Annotated in this window: 5 protein-coding genes; 1 reads left to right on the forward strand and 4 read right to left on the reverse strand. The window is 69.1% G+C overall.

Annotated features, from left to right (window positions below; translation table 11 throughout):
- From VD972_RS34230 to VD972_RS34240, 3 genes are all read right to left on the reverse strand, one after another.
- Positions 1-3,403 (reverse strand): MG2 domain-containing protein (locus VD972_RS34230; RefSeq protein ID WP_324993007.1); only part of this gene is annotated, 3,403 nt, incomplete at its 3' end.
- Positions 3,403-8,703 (reverse strand): hypothetical protein, encoded by a 5,301-nt coding sequence (locus VD972_RS34235; RefSeq protein WP_324993008.1) that lies wholly within the window; start codon positions 8,701-8,703, stop codon positions 3,403-3,405. The genes VD972_RS34230 and VD972_RS34235, both read right to left, overlap by 1 nt.
- A gap of 142 nt (positions 8,704-8,845) precedes the next feature.
- On the reverse strand, positions 8,846-10,297 hold the full coding sequence (locus VD972_RS34240) for a hypothetical protein (protein ID WP_324993009.1): 1,452 nt from the start codon (positions 10,295-10,297) through the stop codon (positions 8,846-8,848).
- A 95-nt stretch (positions 10,298-10,392) separates the two neighbouring features.
- Between VD972_RS34240 and VD972_RS34245 the strand changes: the two genes are divergently transcribed.
- Positions 10,393-12,123 carry an NUDIX hydrolase gene (locus VD972_RS34245; protein ID WP_324993010.1) on the forward strand — a complete coding sequence of 577 codons (1,731 nt, stop codon included), beginning with the start codon at positions 10,393-10,395 and terminating at the stop codon, positions 12,121-12,123.
- A gap of 20 nt (positions 12,124-12,143) precedes the next feature.
- Here the strand turns inward: VD972_RS34245 and VD972_RS34250 are convergent.
- Positions 12,144-12,438, reverse strand: a 295-nt coding sequence (locus tag VD972_RS34250) for a hypothetical protein (RefSeq protein WP_324993011.1), incomplete at its 5' end; no start/stop codon positions are given.

The following is a 12,438-nucleotide window of genomic DNA, read 5'->3' on the forward strand; positions in this document are numbered from 1 at the left end:
CGCCCGCCAGGGGTGCGCCCTTGTCATCCTTGAGCTTGAGCTCCACGGGGATCTTCGTCCCTGGCCGCGCCGTCTCCGGGTGCTTGAGCTCCACCACCACCTGGTTGCGCACGGGCTCCACTTCGATGTCGATTGACGCCCCGAGTGTCTGCGGCCGGTAGCGGGCGTCCTCTGTCTTCCCCTCCCCCAGCCGTCCCCGCATGAGCGCCACGTGCACGGCGATGTTCGGGACGTGGTTCGCCTTGATGGGCAGCTCGTACACCGCCTTGCCGCCGGAGACCTCACGCCACGTGTACGTGTTACCACCTGGCTCCTCGACCACCACCAGCGCTCGGCCTTGCTGGAACGGGCTCTGGATGATGATGCGCGCCGTGTCGCCTGGCCGGTACTTCGGCTTGTCCGTGGCCAGCTCGAAGACTCCCTGGCGTGGCTTCTTCCACGCCATGGGCGTCTGCCCTCCCACGTACAGGTCCGCCGAGAGCGTCTGCACCCGGCCCAGCTTGTCGCGGGCGATGAGCTCCACCACGTACACGCCCGCCTCCTTGAGCCCGAACGTGGGCGCCACGGGCTGCGCGTCCGTCGTCACCACCTGCTCGCTCACCTTCACGTCCTCCTGCTCTGTCACGTACCGGGCGTCTCCGGTGGCAAAGTGCGTCTCGCGGAGCTGGCTGTGCCAGACGCGCCGGAACAGCCGCACCGTCACCTCCTGGCCCTTGATGGACTTGTCATCCACGCCCACGGCGACGATCTCCGGCTTCAGCTCGAAGGGCTTGTCCGAGTACCTGGGCAGCTTCATGCCGAGCACGAAGGGCGGCAGCGCCTTCACCTCGGTGACAGCCGACACCGGCTGGTTGTCCGCCCCCGTCACCGTGGCCTCGAAGCGGTACACGCGGGCGCTCCCGTCGAGATCGAGCGCGGGGTTGACCTGGAGCTCGTCCGCACCGCCCTCGTCCAGCTCCGTGTTCCGGCGGATGACCTCAGGCGCTCGGCTCTGGCCCTCGCGGGCGAACTGGGTGCTCGAGGCGAAGAGGAACCCCTCGCGGCCCTTCGGCACGTAGTAGTGCGGCCGGCGCGTGACCGTCCACGCGATGGGCTGCCCGGCGACGTTTCCACCTGCGTAGTAGCGCGCCACCGCCTTCACCTTGAAGGCCGCGTCCAGCCGCACGGTGTTGGCGGATGAGAGCTGCACCTCGAACTGCGGGACGCGGTAAGCCTCGATCAGGAACGAGCGCCGGGCGACCTCAGCCCTCGAGTGCTTCTCCACGAGGACGACCTGGAACTCTCCCGTGGGCACGTCCTTCTCGGCGAACTCCGAAGAGAACCCCAGCCCGGAGAACGTGACCACCGGCTGCCAGTGCTGATCCCCCGGGCCGTCAACCCGAAGCTCGTAGGCCCCTGCGCCTCCCGCGAGCTGCAGCTCACCTCCTGTCTTGCGCCTCACGAACCCCTTGATGAAGACCTTCTCGCCGGGCTTGTAGATGGGCCGCTCGGTGAAGAGGAACCCGAGGAGCGCATCGTTCCGAGGTGGTGGGATCTGCTGGCCGATCCACTCCAGGAACCCGGTCGACGGAGACCAGTGGTTCTGCGCAAAGGTGGCGGGTGGCTCGCGCGGGTCCAGCACGAGGATGTCCTCTCCACTCTGGACCGAGATGCGCTTGATGTTTTGCACGTCCCGCTGCGGCTCGAGGATGGCGCGGCCCCCCTCGTCCGTGGTGAGCGGCAGCGAGAACGGCACAGAGATCGTAGAGCCCGGACGCTTCGGATCCGGCCCGAGGCGCTGGCCTTCGATCACGATCTTCGCGCCACGGACCTCCTTGGCATCATCCAGCGTGCGGACGAAGAACAGGGCGCGGTCGCGCTCCTCCACCGCCGTGAGCGAGAGGTTCGTTACCTGCACGCGGACATAGGCGCGCTCGGGGGCTCCGGTGAGCCGGCGCAGGCCCACCAGGTAGGTGCCCGGACGCTGGCGGCCCACGGCTTCATCCAACAGGGGCGCCAGATCGAGCCCGAAGCTCGTCGTGCCGCTCTTGCTCGCGAGCGGAAGCTCCACCACCCGTGAGACCAGCGGCGAGCCCAGCAGCCGGAGGTGGGCACTCAGCTCCTCGGACCCGATGTAGGCCGTGGTGTCGGCCGGGGTGGAGGGCTCCTCGCCGGGGAAGGGCGGCGCGCTCTCCTCGTTGATGACAACGGGGCGCTCGGGGAAGGGCCAGACGCCCTCGTGGAGCGGATCGACCCGGTAGATGCGTACGTCCGCGCGCGCGTCTCCGTAGCCCTGGAGCGGCAGCATCCGCGGCCCCTTTGCCTCGACAATCGCCTTCGCCTGCCCCCAGCGCAGGAAGGCGGTCTTCCATCCCAGGTGGAAAAACACCTGCACGTCCCCCGGGTCTCGCAGCGACCGGCCGCTGTCATCCCGGATCGGCGCGGCGGCGATCCGCATCTGGTAGAGGGTGTCGGGGACGAACTTTCCGCGCAGCGCGATGCGGCTGCCGTAGCTCTCGAAGTGCATGTCCGGCACCGCGGGCTCCAGGCGCACCAGCTTCTTGAGCGCGGTGAGCGTCACGTCCTGCACGTTGGCGGAGAAGAGGAGCTGCGGCAGATCTCCCTGGTTGCCGCACGAGAGCGCCATGTCCCGAGGCACCGAGGCGCCTCCCACCAGGGCGAAGTTCGCCGAGCCGCAGAGGATGGACTGGAGGTGGAAGGCCGGCTGCGTGGACAGCCGCCCCGTCCAGAGCATCTTGTCCTCCTCACCTAGCGCAAGGCTCACCGTCACCCGGAGCTGCTTGCCCTCCGGCACGTCCTCGTCGAGTGTGATGGCGTAGACGGCCGGGCTCCGCTGGTTGTCCCGGGGGAGCTGGGAGAGGCTGAAGTCCTTCACCACCCGGGTGGGCGAGTCGGCCAGGCCGGGCAGATCGCGGATCTCCAGCGTGAGCATCTGCTTGAGCGCGGCGAGCGGCAGCGGCTGCGGGAACGTGAGGGTCAGCGTGCGGAAGGGCCGCAGGTTCATGCTGCCCGCGTAGGGAGCCATCGCGGACGGCGCGGACATCATCGTCGCCAGCACCTTGCGCGTCCCGCGGGCCTCGAAGGCAAAGCGCTGCAGCGCGGGCCATGGCTCGGCGGGCCGGAACTGGAGCGTCTTCTTGTCCGCCCAGAAGTACTGGCCGGGCCAGGAGGGCGAGATCTTGAGCAGCTTCGCACCGTCGTCCGCGGGCCGCTTGCCGGGGCCCTCGTTGCCGGAGAAGTACACGGTCACCGGATCGAACCCGCGCAGGAACTGCTCGGGGAGGATCCGGGTCGAGCCGCCCTCGGGACGCTGGCTCTCATCGGCGGGGCGGTAGTCCTGGGCCTCGGCGGGGAAGATCGCGAGCAGTACGAGGAGCGCGGTGGCTCTCGGGGAGACGGACATCACGGGTTCACTCCAATCCGCTGGAAGAAGTCACGCAGGTATTCCTCGGGGACGTCGGCCTTGGCGCCGGCGAGCCCCACGAGGACGGGCTTGAACTTGAGGGGGCGCGCGGTGGCGGGCGCATGCACCGCGAGCAGGTAGGTGCCCTTGTCGAGCTGGAGGAACTGCTGGCAGCCCTCGCCGAGCACGCGCTGCTCCTGATCCAGCACGCGGCACTCGAGCAGCTCCGCGGGCACCTGGAGCCCCAGGCCGATCCGGCCCGGAGACTGAGTGGCGAAGCGGAAGAAGCGCGTCTGCGAGGGGGTGATCCAGCTCTCCTCGCTCGCCACGCCCTCCTTCAGCTCCTTCACGGGCTCCTGCGTCCAGGTGAGGCTGCCGGAGAGCGCGCGGTCCGCGAAGCCTCGCACGACCAGGCGGTAGGTGCCGGCCTTGAGCACCTCGTCGAACGCGCAGCCCTTGTCGCTGCCCTGCACCTGGAGCACCGTGCTCCCCTGGACGAGTCCGCACACGCCCGAGTCCGACCGGACATGCACCACGGCCTCGGAGGTGAGCGTGAAGGAGCGCTCCACGCGGGAGCTGCCCAGCTTGAGCGCCTTGGCCGCGAGCAGCTCCGCCGCCGCCTGCGCCGAGAGGCTCCCGAGCGCGGCGCTTCTCAGCTCCGCGGGAGGCGTGAGCACGGCGCGGACACCTCCCACGCTCACATCCAGCACCACCTCTCCGGAGCGAGCGGGCGGGATTCGGGCCTCGCAGCCCTCCAGCCGCGCCCCGTCATCGAGCGTCGTCACACAGCGCAGCGCCCCGGACACGCTCAGCAGCCGTGGGACGGGCTGCGCGATGAACACGAGGCGCTGCTGCGCTGGCGCAGTGCTCACCGCCTCATACAGCCGATCCAGGATCTCCAGGCGCGGCGTAGGGTCGATCGCGACCAGCTCGGACTGCGCGCGCGTCTCCTCGGGGGAGTAGATGAAGAGGGAGCCTCCCTTGCCCGTGAGGATGCACGCCGCGAGGTTCGGAGCGGGCGCGCAGAGGTCCACCGCCGTGCCTTGCTCGTCCACCTGCACCGCCCACGCACTCCGCGGCAGGGCGAGCTGGACGCGAGAGTGGCTCGAGGGCATTCGCAGCTGGATCGTCGGCCCTTGTGACCAGACGACGTTCTGCAAGCCCGGCTGCAGCGAGGCCGCGACCGAGGGAACCGGCACCGAGAGCCGGGTCAGAGCCGCCTCGCTCGCGCTGAGCGCCGGCGTCCACCACCGCGCCAGGGACTGCTGCGTGGGGCCGGTGGCCGCGACGCACATGAAGTCATCCTGACGCGCCGTCCCGCCCACGAGCGCACAGGCGGGGTTGCTCCGGTCGCCCACCTGCACGCTGGCCTTGAACAGGTGGAGCGAGGGGGCCCGGGTAGACTGCCGCAGCAGCGAGACATTCCGGGTGAGACGCGCGCGCTCGGTCTTCGGGTTGTCGATCGCGTCGATCACCTCGCTGAGCTTCAAAGAGGCCTCTTGCGCTCCTGCGCCACTGAAGATCCAGTCTCCCGACTCCAGCGAGACCTCGCCCGCGCAGCTCTTGAGCGGCCCTTTCTGCCCTGCGGGCAGGCAGTAGACCCCAGCACCCGTCTGATACCGCCCTGGCTGCGGGATCTTCGTCAGCACCGCCGCTCCCGCTGGGATGCTCCCACCCGAGGAAGGAGCCACGGGTCGGGTGACCAGCGAAGCCGTCACCTGGGCGCTGTTGGCCAGCGTCCAGACGCGCACGCGCCAGCTCGAGCCACCGGGGCGGACGAGCAGCACGCACTCGCGTGTGTCGAGCTGCCGCGTGACGACCCTGCCCTGGTCATCCTCGAGCGCACAGGCGATGGCCGTCTTGGAGCGAAGCCCGATCTCCTGCACCCCGTTGTCCCCCGCCGCGGGGAGCGTCGCGCGCTGCACGCCCGCATCCAGCTTGAGCGTCGCCTTGTCCGCGAGGGTGCCTGCATCCGTCACCTTCGCCACTGCGACAGAGACGCGCGTCGGGCCGGGCTGCTGCGTCTGGCTCTCGAGCACCAGCGTGTAGTTCCCCGCGGCGAACGGCTCGGCGATCGCGCAGTTCCAGTCGGCGCCGCGATCGGCGTTCTCGACGACCAGGCGGCCCTCGCTGTCGAAGATGCGGCAGCGCACATCCGTGTCACCTCTCGTGGAGAGCCGCAGCGTGCCCTCCGTCGGCAGGCGCAGCGGAACCCGATCGGGGGCATTCACCGCGCGGACGATCCCGGACACCAGCGTGTTGACGCGGAGGTAGAGGGCGTAGGTGATCGCCACATCCCCGCGGCTGTGCTCAGTGATCAGCCGGTACCGCCCTGGCGCGAGCGACAGCGCTCTGCCCGTCGGAGCCGGCGCATCGGTCTCCGGCAGTGACTCCGAAGAGGACTCGGATGACTCCTCCTCGGCATAGGAAGGCTCGGGAGGCGGCTCCTCGTAGCTCTCCTCGGAGGATCCCTCCTCACCTTCGCCGCCCTCACTGCCCTCCCCTTCCTCGTTCACGGGCTCCGGAGGTGGCACGTACGCGCGCACCCGAGTCACAGAGCTCCCCCGCGGCCGCGTCAGGTCCGGCGTCATTGCGGCGATGGTCTCCACCGGCTTGAGCTGGTTGTCCGCGCCCACCAGGTAGAGGCGCCCCTGCATCCCGTGTGTCAGCGCGAACGCGACCTCCACCTGTGCAGGCACCTCGAACGAGAACTCGTCCTTTCCATCCTTCCCCAGCTGCACGCGGGACCACGCGTTGAACGGCAGCGGGTGCACCTTGTTGCCCTTGAGCGTCACGGTGGGCCGCACCCGCTCGAGCGATGTGCGGCGCATGCTCTCCACCGTGAGCGGGAGCTGCGTCCACAGGTAGTTCCCGGAGGAGAGTGCCATCGTGCTCGTGCAAGGCGCCGGGACGTTCACCACCGGCCAGCCCTGCGGGTCATCGAGGCGGCACTGGAGCGAGCCGCTCTGCGCCGCGGTGCTCAGCGTGTAGGCCCCGCGCTTCGGCACGCGGAGCTTCTGCTGGATGAGCTCTCCCGCGTCCGCGCGGAAGAAGACCTCGGCCTCGCCGGACAGTCCCTCCGCGGACTTCACCGCGCGGCGCTCGAGCACCACCGCGCCACGACCCCGGCTCTGCCCGGACGTGTGCACGTCGAGCAGGTAGCGCCCTGGGCGCAGGTACGTCGAGACAAGGCAGTTGCGCCCGCGTCCTCCGCCCGACGCCGCGCCAACCTGCTGGACGACCGGCGTCCGGATGCGGCACTCGGTCGAGAGCAGCCCCTGGGTCGTGACGTGGTAGAGCCCGGCATCCTTCACATTGAAGATGAGTGCGTGCGACTGCCCCCGCTCGAAGTCGAGCCACATGGGCGCGGCCGGCGCGAGCACGGGCAGCGGCGCCAGGCTCGGGCTCCAGGCCAGCAGCGGCGGGGGTGCGGCCGGCGGCGGGGGTGGCCGGCGCAGCGAGAGTGTGATGGCCGAGATCCCCGGGTTCTCGAGCGTGACCTCCCCGCCGTCCCCCGGCAGCGTGCAGGTGCCTCCCTGGGTGTCCAACTTCCTTCCGCCGAGCGTGCAGTGGAACGGCTCTCCACTCAGCGCACGAATCTCCACCGGTCTCCCTCCGCTCAGCGGGAGCTTCACGCTCCTGTGCCCGTTGAGCACCAGCGGCAGGGGCTCGCTGAGGGTGAGCGGGAGGGGGCGGATGAACAGCCCGCGAATCGACTTCTCCGTGCTCCGCGTGGTGCCCACCCCATAGCCCAACCAGCGCTGCAGGCGCAGCTTGGGGAAGAGGCATGAGACCTTGGTGGGCGTCTCCGCCGTGGGAGGAGGCCCGTCCGGGGCGAGGGTCACGTTCTCGATGCCCTCGGTCCCTCCATAGATGCGCAGCTCATACATGCCGGGCGTCGCGGGGACGGCGACACGGCAGGTGACGGCCTCCGGCTGGGTCTCCGTGAGCCGCGTGGGGTGGCCGTTGTCAGCGCGGTACAGCTCACAGCGGGTCTTTCGCTCGCCAGCGGTCTGGAAGACGTAGCGCCCGGAGCGGGTGATCTCGAACTGCAGCGTGGCGGAGCTGCCGTTGTAGTTGAACGAGCGCCGGAACGGCTTGTCGGGGCTCACCTCCAGCAGATCCCGCCCCTGCTGCATGGGATCGCCCGCTGTGGGCATATTGTTCAAGATGCACCCCACCGGCGCGCTGTCCTGGTCGAGCGGGGTCTCATGGACCGCGACGAGGTAGTCACCCTCGTTGTCCACCTGGAAGGCGATTCCCCGGGCCCCGCCCCCGTAGACCCCATCCGTCCACCGCTGCCCCTCCAGCAACCGGGCCCACCTCAGCGTCACGCGGGTGCCAGGCTCGCCTCGGATGAGCACAACCCGGCGGCCCTTGCGCTGGGCCGACGCGCTGCACTCGGGAATCAGCGCCTTGCCATCGATGTCGCAGGAGGCCTCGGCCGAGGAGAACACGCTCGTCGCGCCTTCCTCGCTGATGGGGTGCAGGCTCAGGCGCGTGGTGGACTTCGAGCTGCCCTCGCGCGAGAGGAAGAAGGCGGACGGCTCGGGGGGAAACTCCAGCGTAGCGAGCCCCGTCTCCGGCAGGGTGAGGGTGGCCAGCCGATCCTCGGAGGCCTGCGGGAAGCCCCACGCCACCGTGAGGCCCGAGTCGTCCGGCTGGCTCTGGGTCCACTCCGTGGAGCCGGTGCCATACGCGATGAGCAGATACACCCCGGGCTCCAGCGTGGTCTCGAACCACCACTCGTGGATCGGCATGCCTGGACGCGGGCGCGGAGAGGTGTTTCGCGCGGTGAGGGCCTCCAGCCACTCGCCCGTCCGCCACAGCCGCACGTCGCCCGCGTGCCGCCCGGCGATGCGCAGCGTCACCGGCTGGCGCTTGTCGATCTTGAGCCAGTACGAGGCCTGCTGGCGCGGCTTCAGGCTCTGCTTCACCTCGCGCCGTGGCTCCAGGCGCAGCGGCGTGGCGTTGAGCTCCTCGTAGGGTGTCACGGACAGCGTGACGTTCCCCTTGCCCTTGGGCTTCGAGGACAGGCGCAGCTTGTAGGTGCCCGCGTCCAGCAGCAGATCCAGTTCGCAGCTGGAGCGCCCCACCGTCCCGGACTTCTCGAAGGGGCCCCGGACGTGATCGACGATGTCGCAGGCCGTGCCCGCGGGGCTCTGGGCCTTGACGATGTACCGCCCGGCCCGGTCGAGCGCGAGGATGGCTTCCTGGGCCCCTCGAGCGGGAACGGTCTGGGGTGAGACCGAGGCGGCGTGAAGCACCAGCAGGGGGATCGTCAGCAGCGGCAGGCTCATGGAGGCTTTCGCGCGAGGTTTGCGCAGAGCCTTAACAGCAAGCCATGGGCCAGTTCACGCCCTCTCTGAACAATGCCGCGGCGTGGCAGCCTGGCCACGAGTGCGTGGCCTGTTGACCGCGAGTCTGGCCGCTGCCGGCTGACTACGGCGGAACGGGGCAGGACGCCGCCCGCGACTTCACGTCCGCGAGGATCTGCCTCAAGGCCTGCTCGAGTTCACTGGCAGTGGTGGTCGTGAAGTAGAGGCCGTTGCCCTCCTTGGCCGTGTTCTCGAGGAGCCTGCTGTCGATGCCGAAGCCGACCGTATAGGTGAGCAGGTGCTGCGAGCCGGTGGTGTCAAAGTCCCCGACGACCTCGGGCGAGGCCCGCTGAAGATCCTGGGTGGCCAGCAGCTTCGCCACATCATCGAGCAGGTACTGCGGGTTGTCGTCGGAGACGTCATCGGGGTTGGTGCCCTTGTCGCGGGCGGCGAGGGAGCCTGAGCCGCACGGCCGGGAGTCCGGGCAGTAGACGGGGCCGCCGTTGAGCGCCCGGAGCTGGCTGATGGTCGCGGCGGGGAGCGAGTCCCCGTTTGGCTCGCCGTCACTGACAATGATGGCGGCGGAGGTCTGGCACCCCCAGCACACGCTGCGGTCAGGAGAGGTGAGCGCGTCGTTGCGGAAGGTGGGCGGGTAGCCATAGCTCTGACCGAAGCCGAAGGCGTCCCGGTACACGTCGTCGCCCGAGGTGAAGAAGTAGCCGGCGTTGAGCAGCGAGCGGGCCAGGGGAGTGCCCGTGGAGAAACTCAGGGCGTTGATGGCGTCGATGTAGCGGGCTCGGAAGGGTTGGAAGGAGCTGGCATCCGCGGAGCTCTGATCGCAGATCGGGTTCAACCGCTCCCCCATCGCACTGGAGGGGGTGGTGCTGAGGAAGGAGCTGAAGCTCACGCGCCCGCCCCCCAGCTCCGGCTCTCCCAGCTCGTTGAAGAGCCGCTTGAGCACCATCCGGAGCGTCACGTACTTGGGCGGATTGAAGTTGAGGAAGCGGCCCCAGAGGATGAAGTCCGAATTGTTCAGCGGCGGCGTGTTACGGCCTTCGGCGAACGACACCTTGAAGTAGCCCTTGGTGTCCAGGCAGCTCAGGCACCGGGAGTACTCGGTGGCGTTCGCCCCGTTCCAGTCCGGGACCTGGCTCTGACAAGCCTCCTCCCGTGAGTTCCACTGAGGCAGCGGGGCGTTGTCCTGCCCCCAGGCCATGTAGGCATAGAACTTGTCGCCGAGGAACAGATTGGGGAAGCCGGTGTCCGCTCCCTGGGAGGTGCCTCGATCCGGCTGCGGATAGACCACTCCCGCGACCCAGCCGTGGGTGGCACTGAAGGCGTCCAGCCGCGGGTTCTCACAGCCGTTGACGGTGAGCTCGAAGAACTCCTCGTGGTCGCCCGCGGCAATCTGGGGCAGCTCCCGCATCGAGCCCGAGGTGTCGATGAGGAAGTGGAGGTTGGGAGGCCTGGTGAAGACCGGTTCCGGCTCGGGCTCAGGCTTGGGGTCGGTGCAGGCGGCGCTGAACAGCAGGAGGCTGGCGCAGAGGCATGCCCTCCTCAGGTGGCGAAGCTCCATGGCGTTGTCTCCTCGAGCCAGTCCATCTTAGGCATTCCCGCGAGGGACAGGTACGCTCACTGCCCATGCTCCGAGCACCCTTCTTGATGCTCCTCATGACTACCGCCACGACCGCCACCGCCGCCCCTCCTGCTTGGACCGAGCAGCAAGCGGCCCAGATCCTCGAGAAGACCCAGACGATCCGGCTCACGCCGGACCTGTCCACCCTCACTCCGGGTGAGCGCACTGCCCTCTCCAAGCTCCTGGAGGTGGGGCAGCTCTTCCAGGAGCTCTACGAGGACTCCCGGCACCGGCAGGCGCTCGCGCTCCGCAAACGGCTCGAAGGCCAGAAGACTCCGCTCGCGGAGCAGCAGCGGACGCTCTACGGGCTGTTCCAGGGCCCCATCGCCAACACGCTGGAGAACGAGCGGGTGCCGTTCCTGGCAGCGGACGCCGTCGTCCCGGGCAAGAACGTCTACCCCTGGGGCATCACCAAGGAGCAGGTGCAGCAGGTGCTGGAGCGCCGTCCCGAGCTCCGGGCCTCGCTCCTCGATCCCCGGACGGTCGTCCGTCGCGCGGATGCCGCCTCGCTGAAGAAGGATCTGGATGCGCTGAAGCGCCACCCTGTGCTCGAGGGGCTCCACCCTGGACTGAGCGCCAGGCTCCGTGCGCTCGCCGCGAAGCCGGACCCGGCGATGCTGTACGCCGTGCCCTACTCGGTCGCGTATGCACCGCAGATGGTGAAGGCCCATGGGCTGCTCTGGGAGGCGGCCGCGGCCGTGGAGGGAGACGATCCCGAGTTCGCGGGCTACCTGCGCAACCGCGCCAGGGATCTGCTCTCCAACGACTATGAGTCAGGGGATGCTTCGTGGGTGCGAGGCCGGTTCCAGCGGCTCAATGCCCAGATCGGAGCGTACGAGGTCTACGACGACGAGCTCTTTGGTGCGAAGGCGTTCTACTCGCTGAGTGTGCTGCTCCGGGACGATGCCGCGACGGCCCGGCTGGAGAAGGCGCTGCAGGGGCTCCAGGCCTTCGAGGACAGCCTGCCCTACGAGCCTCACAAGACGGTGAGCTCCGACATCCCGGTGGGCGTCTATCAGGTGATCGCGGACTTCGCTCAGGCGCGGGGTGCCAACACCGCCACCATCCTCCCCAACGATCCGCTGCACGCCCGCCGGTACGGCCGGACGATCCTGCTGCGCTCGAACATCATGAGGCACCCGGACCTCTTCGCGAACGGGAGCACGGCGTGGCAGGCCGTGGTGGCCGCGCCCTTCCGAGATCACCTCGGCCCGAGCGGCAGCTTCAACCGGACGCTCTGGCACGAGGTGGGCCACTACCTCGGCGTGGATCGGGACGTGAAGGGCCGCTCGGTGAGCAGCGACGCCCTGGAGGAGAACTCGAGCGCGCTGGAGGAGATGAAGGCAGACCTCGTGTCGCTGTATCTCGCCAAGGCGCTGCGCGAGCGGGGCTTCTACGACGACACCACCCTGCGCGAGCTGTACGCGAGCGGCATCTTCCGCGTGCTGCAGATCGTCCGCCCACGGCGGGATCAGCCCTACCAGACGATGCAGCTCATGCAGATGAACTACTTCCTGGAGAGCGGGCTGCTGGAGGTCCGCCCGGACGGCCTCCACATCCACTATGACAAGTACCCTGGCGTGGTCAGCCGGCTGCTGCGCGAGGTGCTGGCGATCCAGCGGGCGGGGGACAAGGCAGCCTCGGATCGGTTCATCGAGAAGTACACCCGCTGGGACGATGCCGTGCACGGTGCCCTGGCCGCGAAGATGCGGGCCCAGCAGAAGTACCGCTACACGCTCGTGAAGTACGCGGCGCTCGGCGAGTAGCCTGGGGCCCGCGGGTTCGCTCAGTCCGCCACAGCCGCCGGGCTGGCGGGGGCCGCCGCGGGACGGGCGGCCTGCTGTGGTGGCGGCGGTGCCTCTCCGTCGCCGGGCCCGGTCTTCTTCTGGACGTTGCCAAACTGGAGGTCCGCAAGCGTGCCTCCAATGACGGCCATGCCCAGCCCGAGCGCGATGCTGACGGACACCACGCCGATCACCCGCGTGGGCTTCATCTGCCACCACATGAACAGGCCCGTCACCGCCCACAGCACGAGCGTCAGGCCCGTGATGTCCGCGAACAGCGCCCAGAACCAGGTGGCG

Source organism: Hyalangium sp., assembly GCF_035629615.1.
Lineage (GTDB): Bacteria > Myxococcota > Myxococcia > Myxococcales > Myxococcaceae > Hyalangium.